This is a genomic window from Pantoea sp. B_9 (genome assembly GCF_008632015.1).
GTDB classification, from domain to species: Bacteria; Pseudomonadota; Gammaproteobacteria; order Enterobacterales; family Enterobacteriaceae; genus Pantoea; species Pantoea dispersa.
The window spans coordinates 135,602-154,527 of sequence record NZ_VWVL01000006.1; the positions used below are offsets into that span (position 1 = coordinate 135,602).

Annotated in this window: 18 protein-coding genes; 3 read left to right on the forward strand and 15 right to left on the reverse strand. The window is 45.1% G+C overall.

Annotated features, from left to right (window positions below; all coding sequences use genetic code 11):
- Positions 1-526: 526 nt before the first annotated feature.
- Entirely contained in the window at positions 527-802 is a 276-nt protein-coding gene (locus tag F3I21_RS17645; protein ID WP_150059440.1) for a hypothetical protein, read from the forward strand.
- A 35-nt stretch (positions 803-837) separates the two neighbouring features.
- Here the strand turns inward: F3I21_RS17645 and F3I21_RS17650 are convergent, their stop codons facing one another.
- Both F3I21_RS17650 and F3I21_RS17655 read right to left on the reverse strand, forming a co-directional pair.
- The gene (locus tag F3I21_RS17650; RefSeq protein ID WP_058758732.1) at positions 838-1,035 is read right to left on the reverse strand and encodes a hypothetical protein; all 198 of its coding nucleotides are present in this window, start codon (positions 1,033-1,035) and stop codon (positions 838-840) included.
- A 271-nt stretch (positions 1,036-1,306) separates the two neighbouring features.
- Positions 1,307-2,239 carry a LysR family transcriptional regulator gene (locus tag F3I21_RS17655; protein WP_150059441.1) on the reverse strand — a complete coding sequence of 311 codons (933 nt, stop codon included), beginning with the start codon at positions 2,237-2,239 and terminating at the stop codon, positions 1,307-1,309.
- 92 nt (positions 2,240-2,331) lie between these two features.
- On the opposite strand from F3I21_RS17655, the gene F3I21_RS17660 reads away from it, so the two are divergent.
- On the forward strand, positions 2,332-2,808 hold the full coding sequence (locus tag F3I21_RS17660) for a GNAT family N-acetyltransferase (RefSeq protein ID WP_150059442.1): 477 nt from the start codon (positions 2,332-2,334) through the stop codon (positions 2,806-2,808).
- Between the two features lie 2,630 nt (positions 2,809-5,438).
- Here the strand turns inward: F3I21_RS17660 and F3I21_RS17665 are convergent.
- The 10 genes from F3I21_RS17665 to F3I21_RS23630 all read right to left on the reverse strand — a co-directional run bounded on the left by F3I21_RS17665 (position 5,439) and on the right by F3I21_RS23630 (position 15,738).
- A complete protein-coding gene (locus F3I21_RS17665; RefSeq protein WP_150059443.1) occupies positions 5,439-6,383 on the reverse strand; it encodes a hypothetical protein in 945 nt (314 codons plus the stop codon).
- The gene (locus tag F3I21_RS17670; RefSeq protein WP_150059444.1) at positions 6,380-8,407 is read right to left on the reverse strand and encodes a hypothetical protein; all 2,028 of its coding nucleotides are present in this window, start codon (positions 8,405-8,407) and stop codon (positions 6,380-6,382) included. The genes F3I21_RS17665 and F3I21_RS17670 overlap by 4 nt, the downstream gene beginning before the upstream one ends.
- Positions 8,408-8,415: 8 nt before the next feature.
- Positions 8,416-9,366, reverse strand: a complete 951-nt coding sequence (locus F3I21_RS17675; RefSeq protein ID WP_150059445.1) for a hypothetical protein — start codon at positions 9,364-9,366, stop codon at positions 8,416-8,418.
- Positions 9,353-10,756: a hypothetical protein gene (locus F3I21_RS17680; protein ID WP_150059446.1), complete on the reverse strand. Its 1,404-nt coding sequence runs from the start codon at positions 10,754-10,756 to the stop codon at positions 9,353-9,355. The genes F3I21_RS17675 and F3I21_RS17680 overlap by 14 nt, the downstream gene beginning before the upstream one ends.
- A gap of 516 nt (positions 10,757-11,272) precedes the next feature.
- Positions 11,273-11,488 carry a hypothetical protein gene (locus F3I21_RS17685; RefSeq protein WP_150059447.1) on the reverse strand — a complete coding sequence of 72 codons (216 nt, stop codon included), beginning with the start codon at positions 11,486-11,488 and terminating at the stop codon, positions 11,273-11,275.
- Positions 11,489-12,485: 997 nt separating this feature from the next.
- Positions 12,486-12,857, reverse strand: a complete 372-nt coding sequence (locus F3I21_RS17690; RefSeq protein ID WP_150059448.1) for a hypothetical protein — start codon at positions 12,855-12,857, stop codon at positions 12,486-12,488.
- Positions 12,858-13,271: 414 nt separating this feature from the next.
- Positions 13,272-15,011, reverse strand: coding sequence for a primase-like DNA-binding domain-containing protein (locus F3I21_RS17695; protein WP_150059449.1), 1,740 nt, complete (start codon positions 15,009-15,011; stop codon positions 13,272-13,274).
- Complete coding sequence (locus tag F3I21_RS17700; protein WP_150059450.1) at positions 15,008-15,376, reverse strand: hypothetical protein; 369 nt, start codon at positions 15,374-15,376, stop codon at positions 15,008-15,010. Before F3I21_RS17700 ends, F3I21_RS17695 begins: the two co-directional genes overlap by 4 nt.
- A complete protein-coding gene (locus tag F3I21_RS17705) occupies positions 15,366-15,560 on the reverse strand; it encodes a hypothetical protein (protein WP_021509672.1) in 195 nt (64 codons plus the stop codon). The genes F3I21_RS17700 and F3I21_RS17705 overlap by 11 nt, the downstream gene beginning before the upstream one ends.
- A complete protein-coding gene (locus tag F3I21_RS23630) occupies positions 15,553-15,738 on the reverse strand; it encodes a host cell division inhibitor Icd-like protein (protein WP_150059451.1) in 186 nt (61 codons plus the stop codon). The genes F3I21_RS17705 and F3I21_RS23630 overlap by 8 nt, the downstream gene beginning before the upstream one ends.
- A gap of 216 nt (positions 15,739-15,954) precedes the next feature.
- On the opposite strand from F3I21_RS23630, the gene F3I21_RS17715 reads away from it, so the two are divergent.
- Complete coding sequence (locus F3I21_RS17715) at positions 15,955-16,137, forward strand: YlcI/YnfO family protein (RefSeq protein ID WP_072210008.1); 183 nt, start codon at positions 15,955-15,957, stop codon at positions 16,135-16,137.
- 118 nt (positions 16,138-16,255) lie between these two features.
- Here F3I21_RS17715 and F3I21_RS17720 read toward each other — a convergent pair whose 3' ends face one another.
- The 3 genes from F3I21_RS17720 to F3I21_RS17730 form a co-directional block, all read right to left on the reverse strand.
- Positions 16,256-16,465 (reverse strand): helix-turn-helix domain-containing protein, encoded by a 210-nt coding sequence (locus tag F3I21_RS17720; protein ID WP_058771303.1) that lies wholly within the window; start codon positions 16,463-16,465, stop codon positions 16,256-16,258.
- A 121-nt stretch (positions 16,466-16,586) separates the two neighbouring features.
- Positions 16,587-17,207 (reverse strand): hypothetical protein, encoded by a 621-nt coding sequence (locus F3I21_RS17725; RefSeq protein ID WP_150059452.1) that lies wholly within the window; start codon positions 17,205-17,207, stop codon positions 16,587-16,589.
- On the reverse strand, positions 17,204-18,625 hold the full coding sequence (locus F3I21_RS17730) for an integrase family protein (RefSeq protein WP_150059453.1): 1,422 nt from the start codon (positions 18,623-18,625) through the stop codon (positions 17,204-17,206). The genes F3I21_RS17725 and F3I21_RS17730 overlap by 4 nt, the downstream gene beginning before the upstream one ends.
- Positions 18,626-18,926 lie beyond the last annotated feature (301 nt).

Below are 18,926 nucleotides of genomic sequence, written 5' to 3' on the forward strand. Positions count from 1 at the left end.
TGCGCAGTAAATTAAAGAGTGTATAAAAAAGCATGATCAAGCGGGATCAGGCGGTCTAACGAAGTGACAGAACGACAGGAGACATTACACCCGGGAGAATTGCCCTGCATCACATAAATCAACAGAGTTCGGTTAGAGGAACGTCAGCTACTGGCACAGAGCATGCGTACGCGCTGCAGGGTCCGCTATGAGCAAAAAACGGACGTTGCTAACAGTGTTCTGAGTAAATCAATGGAGAGCAGGTCAGTCAACATCTGGCATAAAAGAAGCTTAATGAAACTCCCACGCATAACTCTAGAGCTCGCAGAATCATCATCATCTCAATAGAGCTGGAATAAAAGGTGTGACCTGGCTGGCGAAACTTCAGGCAGGCTGGTCCCATTGTGTTACACTCAGGGCAGGTATGATTACACACTTCAGCAGATCAGTGCTGCTACTGAAATTAGACATAGATCGTAGACTCCCAATAGCAATAATGCTTGTCCGCCGCGACGGACTCTTACCGCCAGGCAACAGGAAGATTGATATGTTTAGAAGTGAAGAAGAAATGGTCAATGTCGTCATTGGAGAAGCCATATTATTGCTGCTTGAGGACGACGATGTAATCAGCGTGCAAATCTTGGCTCAAAAGCTCAAACAGATGCTTGTAGCTGAGAAAGAGGCAGCTCGTCGTGAAATCATCAGAGAAGCAATCAGGCAGACCGAAAGACTTCTTACCACATCCCAATGTTTCGATAATTACAGTGCTGAAATTAAGCTGTTATTGCGAGAATTGCCTTGCCAGCAGAATATTAGGCTCTAGTAGTTATCGCATCTGTTAGGTTCTGCCTTACTCATTCAGTGTACCCGGCGATTCAGCATCTGAATCGCTTTTATACTATTTTCACGCACATGCCGATCCGCGGTGCTTTTGCTGAGCAGTTCCAGTGCATCTATCACTTCGTCTTTCCCTACGGTGGCTTTCTGACAGAGCAGTCTGCGGATAATGCTACCAATGAGCTGCAGTGATTTTTTATTATCCTCGCCCGAATCCATAAATCCTCCGATAAACGAAGCAGCAGTAAATATAGCATTTGTCAGAGGGGAGGTAACTGTGTCCGTGTCAGTGAGCTGATAGCTTTCATAAACTATTTGTGGCAAAGAAAGTTTTTAAAAGGGCTAAAATCTACGATTGACTTTCGCGCAAACTGGCCCCCCATGATGCAAGCAATGTCCGCTTCTGGCACAAAGTAGCCCACGGCTATCTTCCTCAGATAGCGATGCTCTGCGAATTTTCTCCTGAACTATCCCCAGGATGTTTTTGCATTCACCGCCCTGAATTAACCTCTTTTGCCAGCATTTGAAGTTTCGCCTTTAGCCAGGTAGTCGCGCCTCGCTGACCACTCCGTTTATGTGAATAAATCTTCACTTCAAACGAGCGTACCGCGAAGGGTAATGAAAAAATCTTGATATTCACTGCCGGAATCAGCTTTTCAGCGGCAAAACGGGGGATAGCCATCAGCAGGTCGCTTTCCTCAACAATAAACGGCGCACTAAGCATAGACGGCGTTTTGAGCGCTATCTGACGTATATATCCCATCTGCTCAAGCTGTAAATCCAGAACACCCCGCTTCTCATTCCAGGGCGTGACAACAAGGTGTCGTGCGGCAACATAATCATCCAGCGTCAGCTGTGTTCGGTTTGTATTGCTGATGACGACATATTCATCTTCAAACCAGTTGATCTCTTCCAGTTCCGGATGTCGGATATTATCTGACGTGCTGAATCCAAGCGCCAGATCCACTTCGCCCGCCAGAAGTTCCATCAGAGCCGGGCTGTGCGGCAAATAGAGTAACTCAAAGCGCAAACCGGGTGCCTCATGCTGCAGTTTGTGCATCAGAGCAGGGAAAATACACAACGCCGTAAAATCCGTAATCGCAATTTGTAAACGCTCCGTACTATCGGCGGCGTCAAACTCCGTTTGTGGAATCAGTTCCTGATTGAGGAATTTTAGTGCCGAAGCAATAGAAGGCGCGAGCTGCGTAGCATACGCGCTGGGGCACATACGGTGGCCTTCCCGGTAAAATAGTGGGTCATTAAGCCTGTTGCGCAGCCGCGACAGCGCATGGCTCAGTGCCGATGTGCTCATCGCCAGTTCATCCGCCGCCAGACGAACGGAACAGTGACGATAAATCGCGTCAAAAACAGGCAGCAGGTTTAAATCAAGACGCCTCAGCGCCGGATGCATAATATTCATCATTTAGTGATTTCATTGCACTTAATTCTCCTGACAATAACCCTTATGCTTAGCGCCATCAATGTCGCCTACATTCAGCAATGACAGGAAAACTAATGAGTATCACGATTCGCCCGGCTCGCCCGGAAGATGCAGTGGCAATTTATAGGATGATTTATGAGCTGGCTGTGTATGAAAAAGCTCCGGAAGAAGTCGTCACCACGCCGGACGAGATCCAGGAAACATTGTTTGGCGCAGGTAGTAAAACCGAAGCGTTGATCTGCGAGATTGAAGGTAAAACTGTAGGGTATGCCGTTTTTTTCACCAGCTATTCCACATGGCTTGGACGTAACGGTATTTATATGGAAGATTTGTACATTTCCCCTGATTATCGCGGCAAAGGTGCGGGGAGAGCGTTACTGAAAAATATTGCGCAATGCGCAGTGAAAAGAGAGTGCGGCCGCCTTGAATGGAGTGTGCTGGACTGGAACCAGCCCGCCATTGATTTTTACCTGAGCATTGGTGCATTGCCGCAGTCTGAATGGGTACGCTATCGACTTGATGGTGAAGCACTGCTGAAATTTGCAGAATAAAAGCTCTTTATATTAAGAACACTTTTCGAAGCGGGGTCGTCCATTTCTATGATTATCCCGCCTGTACTCTTATTAACGCGAACGCTTTAGACAGCCATCTTAGAGACAACCTGATAGTCTTTCACTCTCTGTGGACAGGCATGACAATTTTTCCTGCGATCGCTGACTGGCAAACGGATACTTTCACTGTCCGCTTCTGGCACAAAGCGGACATTCTGCCTGAGCTTTCCTGAATGAGCCTTAACGTCAGGCCAGCAATGTGTAATTAAGCTGACACTCCGCGCTTCCCTCACTTTTTCCGCATATATACACGAAAAGTGAGGAGCAGATATTAAATTCCGCATCTCCCCCTCACCGCTCCTGACTTTACCCCTCACTTTTCCGGCAACTGATAATTGATATTTCTTCATCGTTGATTGTAACCATCCCCTGGCTTTCAAGCCTGGCCAGCCAGCGACTGAAGTGTTTGCTGAAGGTGCGGCTTGCGTAGGGTTAGGATTCAACACTGCAGGCGCATCAGCGCGACTTATTAAATTAGTGACCAGTAAGCGCACAAGGCATTATTAAACAAATAGTTACTGGATAAGCACCAATCCCCTATCCGCTTCAAAATTCCGTCAAGCAATATTGTCGGGCCTGCTTACCCGACTACTATATTGGCTGGTCTTTGCGATTCAATTCTGGCTGCGCGCAAAGATGGTAAACTTCAGGCTCAGCAAATGCATATCGCTGCTCAGGCTGAATACTGGGCAGAGGCTTTGCTCTCGTTGGTATAATCCTGACGCAGGCCAGCCAGTATCAGAGATATGTAATCATCTTAACGCTTCACCTGAAACTCTGCGTCCGGAGCAACTCAAAGGCGCTGACGCCCTGTAATTCTTCGACTTCACCTGTCAACTTATGGTGGTGTTATAAAATCCCCATGTCCTCGGAGATTTTTAAAATGCACCAGCGAAAGGCACCACAAGTGATTTAAATTTGACCAGGCAGCTCAACCTGGCAGGTGAAAACCAATTTTATTATTTAATTTCATAAGCTTACAAACTGGTCTAATGACACCCCTGAAAAAAAAAGTGTACAGGTTATCTTGAAAATTAATCATCATTATCAATAACTTAAGTGACCTGCCGCCGCCACCATGAAAATGCAAAAATCAGCCGTTTTCCGCGGGGCCGCCGCCTCGTGGACAGGGTACCCCTCCGGGAGGACCCGCTCATTATTCCCTGCCCTGACACTGCCACAATAATCTGCCATCATCTGGCCGGCTGATTGGCCAGAAGTGAAAGCCGTGCCTGAAGAACAAAACTCCAGGGCAGTCGCAATGACTTCCCAATAAGGACAAACATTCGGCCACAGCCTAAGTCTTTGATTTGTTCGAGACCGTCACTTTGTCTGCCTTACGAGAGCTGGCAGTCAGATGATCGATGAACTACTTCCTGATTTTACGACAGGAGACTACTGTGACCTCCCGCGTCCTGACGCTTAATTCGGTCCCTCGTTTAAGGACCACTCGGCTTTTTGGCCAGGCACAGAGCGCGTAAGCTATTGTTTATTTCATCCGTCCTCACTTTGAGGATACAGGCCATCCTCTCAATGAATTTATCTCTGTGGCGATTGTGGATGTTCAATACTTTACCAGCGCTTGTGCACTCAGCCATCATCAGGCTGGTTATCTGCTCAGAAGTCGATAACTTTGTCTGAATAAGGTTTTACCCGAAAAGTGCAAAACCCCAAGCATGGCAAAACCTGTTATTTCGCTTAAACGCCTGCTGGACCTTAAGTCATTGATTTTCCATTCGCCGTCACTTTGACCACGTTATGAAAAGAGTGCAGTCAGGTTGATTGCTGAATAACGCTCTGATTTTATTACGTGAGATACAGTGGCCTCTTGCTCACGTGGCTAGTATGCCTGTAGTTGGTAACTTATTGAGATCAATACAAGTCCTCATTTTGAGGATGTCCACCAGCCCCTCTAATCAATATTAGCACGACGGCATTTTGTACATGATTTTAATTTTGTACTATTCTTAGCTTTCATTCGTCATATATATTAATTATCAAGAGAAGCTTTAATAGCAATTGATTAGTCTCAGGAATAATTTTCTGCTATAAAGCTAGCTTTCTCTTTCATCACAATATCACTTAATATTTTATACAAGTATAGTACAGATAACGGATGATTGACTTTCCCTTTGCACGCCTATGGTAGCGTAAAGGCCATGCGACTTTTTAATTAATAACTGGTTCAAAATGAGCCATATCCTTGGATTCTTCAAAACCAAGAAATAAATTTTTTTCTAAATTCTAAACTTCTTCAACAAAAGGGTTCATTTCACTTGTGACATGCAGTTTACCGCCTGCGAGAGATAGCTATATCTTCATTTAAATATTTGAAAGCATTTATTCAATTTCAATAGCTTTATAAAAACCATTTTTTTGAAAAAATTAACAGAGTTGAAGTTATAAAAGCCTCCACAAAAACACATTCTGAATAAAAAGAAATAACTGTGATAGATATTAGCACCACTCCACTTTATAATAATGTATCAGCCCAGGACTTAGCTTAGGCATTAATACTAATTTACTATCTTCCATCTAAGTCCCTTTTAGCTTAAAAAATAAAATCCAAATTAAAAAAACTCAATATCATATGACCAAAGCCGCTTTAAACCTTGGCTTGTTTCTCTAGAATAAGACAAACACTCTGGCAATAATATACTCACTCCGCCTCTGGCTTTACCTTCAAAAACCCAGTATAAAGCAGTCCCTAATGCTTGAATTTTTGTAGACAAAGGCGAAAGATAGATGTTTGCATCTTTACTACGCAAATCAATAGACTTAACTATATCTGAGATAACAGCTGCGTTTGTGAAAGGATCGTTCGCAGGAGAAAAGTGTCTGTTATTTATCCAGCTTGAAGTCTGAGCGGCACTGCCAGCCTTTGCTGCTCTTATAGCACTCTGCTGATACATATCTGCGCTCAAAGATGGAAATGAAAAAATGGGGTAAATTTTCGCTCCTTCTTTGTTATCAACCACTTCACCAATCAGTTTATGGTCATACCCAACGTTAATTATGAGATGGTCAGCACCGGAATTACTCGAGTACGTCCCTTTTACAATTACGGGCATACCTCTTGAAGCTGTGCTGAAGTTCGTATCACCTTGCTTATCATAAAATAAAGGCTCTGAGTACAAGGCTGTAAATTTTTTTACTCCTCTCATTTGTAATGAGATTACAAGGAAAATAATGACATGTCGCATAAATCCTGTTGTATCTATACATATTGTTTTATCTTTCAGTTCACCTAATTCTTCGAGTAACATCCTAACTTGGTTAGTCTCACTAATATCATCAGGACAAATCTTTGGATTTTCTTTTGGGTAATCATCTGGCCCATAATTATATTCAGGATGAATCAGCCATATTTTTTTTCTCGCCTTAATTGACTCATAAACTTTATTGACTCTATGGCTAGAGTTATAAGCAGAGACAAATACGTCGTACGATGACAACTCCTCTTCAATCCTATCAGTATTTATATTTCTTTTATAAAACACAGAATAGTCTATCATTCGAAAAAGTCTCTCTGTTTGTTATCTATGTTCATTGGCTTAGTTATAGAATTCCATTTGATGCTGACTTTCTTTAGATATGAGTCAAATTCATCACCTCTTTTCTCAGAAAAAATTACCGCAAGCATCTCTTTATTGAGACTTATATCTCCACGTCTGGATACAGGCAAAGCCCACTTAGGGGACAACATAGGGTTAAGCTGAATTTTTCTAATTATCTTTTCGCTATTGCGATCCGCTCTACCATCATTAACTTCGAAAACAAGCGAATAATTAAGAGCATCTTGTAATATCTTCTTGGATGAACTTGAAAGATCATCATCTGAGAAACTTAATGCCAAAGGAGAAACCTCAGGAATATTCATGGAAAACCTTGCTGTTCGTAGCAAGCTAGCCAATCGGTCAACTGCCCTCAATGCTATGTCCGAATCTAAACCAAAATTAGTATCAGCTTCATACATAAATCGGGCAGAATCTAAAACAGCTTCAGTTTGAATTTCTAGGCTTATTTTTTCAGAAGCAAGGAAGTCGATACCCCTGAAAGTCGCGACATCATAAATTTTACTTAGGATGATTAAAAGATTTCTCGGATTAGAAGAAGTCATTTTAACTATAGTGTCAAAACCTGCGTAACAAACACCAATTCCAATTGAGGAATCTCTACATAATTGTGAAAAAAGATCTGACGCATAATGACCATAAGCATTGAAGTAGAACCCAGGCTCTTTTTTTTCTAAATATTTTCTAGCTGAAGTTGAGATATAATGTGCAAATTCAAGAGGCTTGTTTTTTTTCTTGAACTTCTTAACAAACAAGAGTATATTTAATTTGGCAATTATTAATGGAAAACCACTTGTTAACTCAGATACGATTAAATTTATATCTTCGTTATAGGGTGTATCCTTATAAGCTTGCCTAAGTGTCTTTTCAAATAACACTACAAAATTTAACTTTGCTTTATTAATCTTCAATCTTTCAATAGCGCTTTCGTAAAAAAATTCGACTTCGATATCCTCAAAATACTCTTTCGCTTTTAATTTACTTCCATTGCTTGGAATCAAATTTGGTAGCGACATTGACTTTCCAGCCAAGCTAAGCCTTTGAAATATAAGGCGCTCTGCGAAATCATAAAATTTTGAGCCTAACTTTAATAATAACTCATCTAAAATTACTTTTGTAAATTCTGAATTAACACGATTTTCTTCTCCATCTGCTAGAGTTGAGTATGTTTTGATTGCATACTGTCTTCCAGTAACTCTGAACGTCGCTTTATTCTCACCATAGCGGATTAAGGTATTAATAACCTGCTGTTGCTTAAAAGAAAAATTTTCTATCTCGTCAATAAGATAAAATAATGTAATTTCATTTAGAGCACTATGCCACAAGCCAATAGCATTACTTATAGTTAGGCATAATGACCCAATCGAAAATGGCGGCTTGAGCGTTATATCACCAGTAAAAGCAGCATCATTCACTGCCTCATCAATAATACGCCTTTGATTTATCAACCACCCTTTGAATTCGATTAAAGAATTGATATGATCTAAACCATTATGGCTTAAATTCTTACGGATTTCATTTAAAAACCCTAAGTCATCAAATTCTTCATTTTTTGAAGTTGATGCAATATCGCATAAAGCGTCTATTACCTGCTCAATTAATTTTAACTCTAGATACACTCCAAATAAATTTTGCCAGTTAATATCTACTCCTGAGCTTGCTTCAAATCGCGATGCGTCGACCCCAGTAGCCCTCAAAAATACAGCTAAATAACCATTTCCTTTGACGATGCTTAAACCTTCTTTTTCGGGATCGCGTAAGCGCGTCACATTATAAGAATAATATCTTAGCAAATGTGTTTTACCTGTACCCTTACCCCCTAAAATTAATTTTGATCCTTTATTCTTAGGTTCGAATATAGCGTTAATGATGTCAGGGCTACCCAAATCAGTCCAAAATGAATTTATTTGTTTATCAGTAAACCCTGAAGCATGTGCTAATGAAAATGGATTTTCAGTTATCATATAACCTCTTAAGAATATAATTTATGATACCTAAGAAATGCAGGACTCCATAATTCTGGCATGGAGCACCAATAAATGGGCGGAACATTATCAGGAGTATTATGTGAAAAACTGATCAAAAGCTGGCCATTTTTATAGCCTAAAGGTTGCTCAGGAAATATAGCACTTCCATAATCCATCAATACTGACTGCATTATAGCGCTATCAAACCATTTTGGAGGATTTTTAAAATACCTAGAATTTCCACTCAAACATTTATATGAGTCATCTAATTCAAAAAGGCACATTGCATTACCATTGAAAACCTTATCGCTATTCAATCTATTAAGACCATCGGTCGTTGAAAAAAGAGACATGAATTTAATATCTAGCTTTGGATCATTCTTTTTCAACTGCCTGATATAATCTCCCAAATAGCTACTCGCTTGAGTTCCAGAGCCGACTATGTCATCGAAGAACACTATGCGGTTTATTTTTTTATCGACCAGCTCATAAATTATACTATTATTTCTATCTTTCCGAGCTTGCACTACGGAAGAAATATCTGAAAACAATTCTTTACTTAGATTATTTACCTGACGAAAATAGTATAATAGGTGAGCGCCACTTTCTGAAGGATTGCCAACACCAATAAACCTTGTACTCGCAAGCTCCATTGCAAAATATTTTTTTATCAACTCATAATCTAAAGTATCACCAAAATTTCTACGTATACGTTGTTTTAAAGGTGATGCAAAATAATCTCGATATAATGATTTAAGCATCTCTCGTACTAGTCTTTTCCCGAAATACATATATTCGGTAATTGAATAGACAGCGTGCATTTTTTCATCTTCCTCAGGATTAAAAAAACCTTTGAAATTGTCAAGCCATCCTTCGATTTCATTCCATTTGACTTCTTCATCCCAAGCATGACTCATTAGCTCACGAATTTTTCTTTCAATGTCAATGCGCTCCATCACCAGCCTCTTTGTGGAAAACTAAAACATGCTCTTTATTAATAATTGATGCTGTTTTGTTTCTTTTAGTCATTAAGCCACGTGACTTAATTGCATCGTACAAGTGCAATTGTAATTTTAATCCTAATTCAGCCATAACAGTAGTAATAAAAAGATCATTTTCGAGAACCTTTCCACATACACTATTATTACCTGTAACAATCACAATGTGTCCATCTTCTTTAACAGTCTTCGACATTTCTCTCAAAGCTATTTTCATTTCGCACAAGTACTGTTTAGTAATTTCAAATCTAGTTTGGTTTGATTTATTCACATGCACAAGAAAATCGTTAATAAAACTTGGGAGTTCCTCGAAATATTCTCTTTTCCGATATTGAGGTGCATGCTCCCTACCAATAGAAAGATTCTCAAGCTTTGTAAGATCTTTTGGTTCTGAAAAACCCAACCAGTTTAACGATAAGCTAGATGAACGAATATATTTTTGGGCACTACCATAAGGGGGGGAAGTAATAATGAGCGAAGGTTTCTCAAAGCCACGATAATTACTTTCTAAATTATTAACATTATCAGAGATAACATGAACATTTTTCCTTTGAGGATTGTATTCATTCGCACTTTTTACTCTTTGAATATTCATCAAACATAACGAGTTAAACTCATCAATAACTGAAGCAGTCTTCAACCAATTTAATCTTTCAAGTACTTCATTGTTTCTTTTAACACTGAAACTATCTTTGCATTTTAGCCGCACTGGAACAGAAATAGCAGGGTCAGCATTGCTAAACTTTTTCGCAGTCGCAGAAAAACAAACACGAAAAAAATCTCTAACATCATCGTTTTCAACTTGCATTATTGCTCGTAAAACAATTTCAAGTTTAAGTTTAACCAAATCAGCATACCAAAATGAACTATTGACAACTTCAATCGTAGGGGCAGTCCTATATCGTTTAGCTCTAGATGATATACCAATTAATTCTTTGGCCAATTCATCAACATCATAATTAAATCCTTTTACTTTTGATATCAAAGTAGCCAGAGGATTTGCATCTGCAACATGAGGGATGCGGTCAGCTAAAGAGGCTTCAAGGGCTACAGTTCCTGAACCGCTAAACGGATCTAACACAACCTCATTTCTCTTTACTAATATAGAGGCATTAGTAAAGAAGTTGGCTATATGAGGAATTAATTTTGCAGGATATGGATGAATCAAGTGTGTAAATTGATCGCCTAACTTAACCCATGGTAATAATTTTCTAAAATCAACAGATATCGGCTTACCATGGTTTTTTTTGAATCGGTCGACTAGCGACAAGTATAAATGTGAAGTATCAACTCCAGGAACACTTACGAGGGAGGTATTAGGGCTGTTAGTTGAATTATTATTTAGCAATTATAGAACCCCAATTGTTGATATGCCGAGACATTTTACCTATTATTTCGATAAAAAACAATAGTGTTAAAAGTGAACTTTTGATTAGAATAACAAAAAAAGACGTTGAACACCTATATTTAGTAAGCACTTTCAAATCCTCCTTATCTTAGATAGAAACAACCAATCCAAAGCAGGGAGCATAATCAACACTTAAAATATTGAGAGCCCTATTTCAATGCATTATAACTAAAATAAAACTTTAAAGGCGCTCGTCAATGTTCACTCTTTTCCTTTCATGCCGATATCTTTCATTATTTTGCCCTTTGCGCATGCTAACATAAACACCACTATCAGTGGGAACACTTGCCAACTTCTTGCTCTCGCTCACAGGAGGCATTAAACGCTACGCTAGTTTATCTTTGAAATCGCACAGCCTGCATCAGACATAGCGTTCAGCTCACGTCGTGGCATTCTGCTTAGCTTACATCATCATCCCCCCACCAGCCACTGAGCCAGTTTGTGACTCCCCTACGCTTATCTAAACTGTTTCTCTACTGATCGCCAAAATGCGCGAGATTCAGCAATCTGGCGGGCTCTATCCCAGCGGCTTTTGTCGGAACGGGCTAACTTGACATCAACAATAGTATCGTGTCCCTTGCGCATTAGCATAGTGATTGCAGGCAGCCTATCCCCAAACTCCTCTGGCATCACTGTCTGCTTTTCAGTAAGACTGAAAATTGCCAACATCATCTGGCGTCCCTGCTCAATGAGCCAAAGTGCCGGGATGAGATATGGATCTTAGGCCATGAAGGATTCCTTTCGAATATATAAACGCCTTTATATGCACTATGTAACCTATGGATTTTTCATTGCTAGCCAGCATGTAAAGCTTTTCCAGCTACGCACGGAGCGGGGGAATCTGCTCACCAGACTAGTTACGAGTGGTGAGCAGTTAACCTTGATAATGTACGCGTAGCTCCTACTCAGTCAATCCCTGTACGCCTCATGCTGTACAAATTAATGACCACCTATAAACAAGCTTTGCACTTCCTCGGATAGATTCAGGCTGATATGTGCAGTTCGCAGCGGGCGCAATATTTCATTTCCAGGTCGTAGTACTCGTCTAGTCCAGCAGTTCGGCAGCGCTGTATTCATCTTTACGGCACCACTGGATAAACTCACCCGGCGAAGGCAAGAGCAGTGTCGTAAACATGAAATTCCCATCCATTATTGATAATGATATTTTTACTTGACCATTGCATCTTTAATCGGTGTTAGAAGGAATCAAGCGAAGGAGTCGGAAAGAACGGTACATTTTAGAACCTTAATCAACTATTTCGCTTAGCATTAAATTAAAAAACTAGCTCAAGCAGGGCCAGCCAGTCTAACGTAGTGCCAGAGCGACAGGGGACGTTATATCCAGGAGAATTACCCTGCACCGCATAAATATCAACAGGGTTCGGTTACAGCAACGTCTGCCTCTGCCACACAGAGGGCGTTCGGCATATGGCTTCCTGCTTAACCAATAAGGCCATGTTAAGAATTAGCACGTATGTTGCCGGTTGTCCTGCACTGGCAGCTCCTCACATGCTCCTCATTTTCTGTATTCCTCACTTCTCCTCACCTGATTTTCTAAAAATCGCTCTCAACCCAGTCATATCAAGGGTTTCAGAGACTCTCCTCACTTCCGCTGTGTATATGTGAGGAAAGTGAGGAAAATTTTCCTTTTTCCTCACGTCTCCTCACTTCACTCCTCACTTTGCCATCTGGTCATCAGCGTAATCACTTCCCTATCAACCTCAATCAGCCCTTCAGTTTCAAGCTTTGCTATCCAGCGACTGAAGTTTTTAACGACAAGCCTCAGCGCATTCATATCATCCCGGATGACTGTACGCGTGCAGATGTCGTTGTTCATTGTCCAGCTGCGGATCAGGTTCCAGAGTGCAATGTGATTATCTGTAAGTTTTGCGATATCACTGAGCTCAGGTGCCAGTTCAGTCACGTCGCGTGAAACATCCCGCACGGCCAGCGAATGAATTTCCTCACCCTCTTCATCCGTAAACGGCTTTACCGGCTGCAGGTCGTACGCCCGGCGTTTCGGCTCATCGGCATCCTTCATTTTCGTGCAGGCCAGTACCAAGGCGATTTGTTGAACCTCTTAATTTTCGAACACATAAAGAGCAGCAACTCTGTTTTTAATCGCCCGAAAAAAAAGAATAGTACTTTAACTGTCCACCTCTCCACTTTTGCCTTTTTTTATTTTAATTTCAGATTGTTAATGGGTGGAGAGTTGTTATTCAAGTGTCCACTACTCTCCACCCATCTCTTATACTCTCCACCTGTTCTTCCTGGCATTTTTCAGGCAGGAAAGTGGAGACTGTCCACTCTAACTCTCCACCCATTAACTCTTTGTTTTACAATAAATATATAAAAATGGGTGGATAGTTAATAATTAACTATCCACCCATTAAGTTATTGTTATAAAGATAAAAACTGCTGAAAGTGGAGAGTAGTGGACACTTTTTTAATTTATTTATTTTACCTGCTCACCAGCAGCGAAAGGTAACCACGCTTCAGCTTCCTGATTGAGTGTGAGGTTGGAGCGCATATGGCCTTTGGTACTTTTCTTGCGAAGATACGCTTTACCATACTCAGCCATGGCTCCGGGCATGTCCGTGCCGAAACGCGTCAGAGACACCGGCTTGCTCAGCCCGTTCGCCCGCATATAAGCCATATAGGCGTGATAGAGATAACGTCGCGGGCTGAACGGAATCACTTCTGCATTACCGATAAACATGCCATCACACTGTTGTGAAGCCGTCAGGTAACCGCAGAAATCTACCAGCGAATCGCACTCGCGCTTGATAGCCAGAGCCTCGTCAGACGTCTGCTGTTCAGAAAGCAACTGACGAGCCTCCTGCTGGTCAGCAAAGCGGGTGAGAAGGTGGCGGATGATGACCGGCAGCTCAGCCTCAATTTTTACCGTCATCAGCGGATCACGTTCGTTCTCCGGAATGACCCGTGAAAAGTTAAAAATAACCCGGCGCCGCGATATGCCCCCGCTGCGATCGCTGAAGGTCATGGCGTTATTATTGACGGCCAGAATAACGGCCGGGATGCGCGTGGAGTATGGCGCCTTATGCTTGGGATCAATTGCCACCTTGTCCCCGCCGGTAATAGCCTTGATGCCGGCACCGTCACCGGCGTAGCGGGTCATGTCCGGCATGATGATGAGCGAGTACCCCACGATGAGCGCGCGCTCGCGCGGGTTCTCCAGCGCGGCCATGCTGGCTGAGACGGTGTTGCCCTTACCCGCCAGCATGGTGCAGATTTCGGCCATCACGCTTTTCCCGCTTCCCCCCGCCCCCGTGACCTCAAGGAACAGCTGCCAGTCGTAGCGGTTGGCCATCACCATATAGAGGGCGGCCAGTATCCGGTCGGCCTTGCGCGGATGATGCCCGGCGCACCCGTTCAGCCACTGCTGAAAAACAGGCGCGTGCCCGGCCAGCGTCTCGTTCTGCACCGCCGCCGTGAAGGTGACGTCGCTGGCGATTAGCAGCCAGTCACCGGGGTCGTGCGGGCGGAAAATCCCCTGCCGGGTGTCAAACACCCCGTTACGGAAACCGACAAGATGGCGGGACGGCGCTCCCATTACCGGCAGGCTCAGCTTCATGGCGTCGACGGCATTCTTCATGGCCGGCATGGAATAGGCCGTTTCGCTGTCGATAAAAATGGCCGCCATCTGGCGCGCCAGCGCCCGGTCGCTCAGCGGCTGCCAGACGATGCCGTTATAGTGATGCACCACGTCTGAATCAGCATCCAGCGCCAGCTGCCCGCTGTAATGCTCAAGAAGCACCCCGCCGCGCTGGCTGGGCCCCATCTGGGAAAGGGACAGCCCCGCCTGGCGGGGAGCTGCCGCCTGCTCTTTACCGGCGGGAAAAAGGCGGTTGATACGTTCTGAATCACACAGCAGCGCCTTAACGGCCTCCCCGCCCGTGTAACCGGCAATCAGGTTCATCCGCGTCTGACGCTGCTTCTTTGCGTCTGTCTGGCAGAAGCCTGCCTCACACAGGGCTTCATAGCTCATGCCGCTGCCCGGCACAAAGTCTTTCATTTTCTGCGCCAGCCGGCCGTAGCAGGAATATTTATCTCGGTGCCGTGAAGCGGCCTCACGGGCCGCTTTTTTATCAACGGGATGCCCATTCACCCACAGGTAGATGCAGGTGAACAGCGCGTCAGACAGGGTTTCCGTCTCCGTTTCCGTCACGCTCATTTCGGTATCCCTCCGCTCATCTGGAATTTGCCAATCAGCGGGTGGTACCAGTACGCCGAGCCGTACTTCCGTTTGGCCGCACGCAGCACCAGACGGGCCGCCTCACGGAATTTTTCGTCCGGCACCAGATAGCCTCCGGCCCTGTGCCGCACCAGCATCACGCCGGCGTTTTTTGCCAGCTCCTCCGCCTTTTTGGTCGAGATGCCAAACTCCGCCGCCAGCGTGCTGACCGGCGCCATGCCGGGCGGAATGGTGCCGCCCTGTGAATCCACCAGCGCGTTCAGGCTGGCCTCCAGGTTCCCGACGCGCGCAGTGAGCGCCTCCACCCGGCTGGCCAGCTCGTTAAACTTCACGTTACTGATCATGGTGCTTTCCTCCGTCAGCCCTGAGCGCGCGGTAAATCTCAAAGTTGATGTCGCAGGCCAGGCTGATAAGGTGCCGCAGCTGGGGGGAACACTCCTGACAGGCCTTGTCCATAATCACCTCAAACAGCGAGGTGGCCATCTCGGCCTGGAATTCAGCCTGATCTAAATCCATGGGCTCACGCATTTTGGACCTCCTGAACGGGCAGCGGGCCCGCGAAGGAGCGGGGAAGGCAGCGGACAGCCTGCTCTGAGCCGGCGCCGGTGCAGAGACGGAGCGGGGGTACAGACCGGTCCTGACGGGAAACGGCCAGGAAGCGATACTGATATTTGGGGCGAGTTTGGATATGCTTGTTCATAGCCATGGTCGTTACTCCTAATAACGCGACAGGTTAGAAGCCTCGGATGTGTTGCAGCACTTCGGGGCTTCGTTCATTTGTCCACACCAATTCACACTGGTGTTTAAACACCTTACCTCTGAGTGTTTAAACACGTCAAGAGTCTTGTGTTTAAACACTTCATGTGCCAAACGAACTGCGATAAGGTTGTTACCCGGTGAACCACAGAGGTTATGACTAAAAATGAGTACTGGGCATAAGAACAACAAATCCACCTTTAAAGGGATTCGTTTCCCGCACGAGTTAATTGATGCGATCGAAAAAATCGTTAGCGATGAAAAGAAACTGAACCCACAAACAAATTTCTCTTCTTGGGTAATACAAGCATGTGAAGAAAAACTGGAAGCGGAACAGCGCGGCAAGTAATAAAACATTTTATACTTCCAGCTGACGACTTTGCTGAGCAGCATTTGGTAGCCTCGACACTGTAGCCCTGCTCCTATCTTGAGTTGTAAAATTTTCTTATTATCAAACACAGTCAATCTCACATGGTCTGTGTACGACGCGTGGACGCCAGATACGCGTCCAAATCTGACTGAAAATAAATGACCTTGCGACCGACTTTGTAATGCGGAATTTGCACCTTACCGGTGCTGGCCCAGTTAGCCAGGGTCTGGGGCGTAACCCCCAGATAGTACGCTGCCTCTGACCGGGTCAGACGGCTGGGTGTTTTCAGGCTGAGAGGAAATTGCATGAGTATCACCATCAATGTCAGTTGAAGACTGATGGTGAATATCTATCGCCGGAGATACTGCGTGTAGCCCCACAACGCGCTGTGATCGGATCACAACGCGCTATAAGGGGATCATAACGCGTTATGAGGGTATGACCAGCCGAAAAGGCGGATACGGGCGAACTTTGGAAGCCGGCCCGAGTTTCTCCTCTTTAATCCAGCGTGCCAGCGTCTCTTCACTGACCTGTCCTTTCAGATGGCCATATACTTTTTTGATCATGGCATTTTTAGGGGTGTGCGGATAATGGCGCCAGGTTTCAGACATTATCGCGATCACTTCATCTGCATGTTTATTACGCCGTCCTGACGCATTCCTGCTGTTATGGCCGCTATACACTTCCCGACGGAACTCTTCAGACTGACGCAGCTTATTCATGGCGACATCAATAAACGTTGCAGTATCGGTCTGTCCCAGGATGTCGAAAGACTTCAGAACAGGAAGGAGTGAAATGGCTGTGTGGTAGTGCTGTTCAAGCAGAAGCAGCAGATAGGATTTAAGCAGGGCCAGCCGGGCACGGTCATAGCTGCCTTTCGCGAGGTCCATACACCAGAGCGGATCTGAAATTTCGGTGATATGCGTCCTGCGGTCTGCATCACTGAAGGACAACGCCTGGTAAAACATATTGATATAACCTGTCACCGGCTCTGCCATAGCCAGCTCTTCCAGCTTTTTTGTCATTTCCGCTTTGATTTCATCAATCATTTTCTGACCTCATTGACCTTTTCCGAGAGTGAAAAAAGCAGTCTTCGTTTCTCATCATCATTGAGGTGCTCCAGCGCTTCTTTCAGCCGGGCATCCAGGCCTTCGGGCTTATCCGCTCTCCCGCTATAGCCCAGGATGGCATGCTCAATTTTTGCTGACGGTGCCTGCAGTTCATCCGCACCAAAGTGCAGATACCCCTGGGTCACATCGGCACTGCGCAGCGTTCTGTGGTTCATCAGGCGCTTCAGGATATAGCTTCCTACCCCGGCCAGCTCCGCCACGGTACCGTAAGTTCGCCTCGCGTCATGCCACTTGAACGGGATGGGCTGCAGATTGTCCGGATTGGGTTCAGGAACCGTTGACCGGCTTATGCGCCCGGTGACGTGGCGGTATTCTTTGATGGTGGTCTTTATGCCCGGAAAGACCAGAGGATGCTCTCCGCGCCGCGCCGCAGCGCGCCGGCGGAACAGCGCCAGTAAGGTACGGGTGATGGGCAGTTCAAGCGGGTCGCCGTTTTTTGTCGTATCTATCCAGAAGTAGCGGCCTCCCAGGTTAACGCAGGACCAGGCGAGACCGAATATTTCGGACTTCCGCAGGCCCGTGAACGTGGCCATCTCCACGGCATCACACACGGTCGCAGCGAAATCATCACGTTCACGCTCCGCCTGTTCCCTCACCGTCTCTATCGCAGATAACCAGCGACCAAGATCATGGGTACGGATGCGGTCGCTTTTCCTGACCGTGCCATGCCATTTCCGCTTGGTGCTAAGCACCAGTGTGGGTGGATCGGGAAGCAGGGTTCGCCCTTCCTCATCCCGGTAGTGATCGTGTGCAAAACGGTAAACCGCCCTGAGTGCGCGGGCCCATAAGTCCGCCTGCGCATGACTCCCCTGCCCGGTGCCCCGTCGCAGGGATCGCTTATCCGCACCATACCAGACCGTGCCATGCGTGATGGCTTTATGACGGGCTTCAACGCGATCGCGGGTGATGTAAGCCAGAGGCTGTGAGAGCCAGTCCCCTGAATAGTTGCCCAGAATGCTCCGGTATTGTTTTGATGTGGCCGGCTTCAGGCGATGCTCACGGCTGAGAATATAGGTGTTCAGGGCGTCCTGCAGGGTGACGGCTGCCCGTTCGTGCATGCGCTTCTGAATATTGGGGTTCTGACCGCTGAGGGCCATGCTGCCCATGACCTCCAGGGCTTTCGCCCGGGCATTCTCCACCGAAAGCGCAGGAAAACGCCCCAGCGTAGCCCGGAAAAACTTGCCGTTTTTCTTGCGGGATACACAGAAACTTTTAGTGCCGCTGACGCCGACACGGATCCGTAGCCCGTTTACAACCGTATCGCCATACTCCACCTGTCCCCTGGCAGCAGGGGGGAGCTCTTCCAGCCTGGTTTTCGTGAATTTGAACGTTTCCATTCAACCTCCTCGACCACACGATCAGGGTATCCTGCGAATCGCATGGTCCAGCCAGGATACCTATAGGATTCCCGAAACGCGTATTTGGGATGACTTCTGGTTATTTATACAGGGGTCATTATATTAGGAAGGTATTGAAAAGTATAGAGGGGTATATTTATGTAAGTTGTTGATTTTACACTTATAATCGCTTGGTCGCTGGTTCAAACCCAGCAGGGGCCACCAAATTAAATCATAAAAAACATATAGTTAAGCCGCTCATCGAAGCGGTTTTTTTTGCATCTGCTTTTTTGAGTGGCGG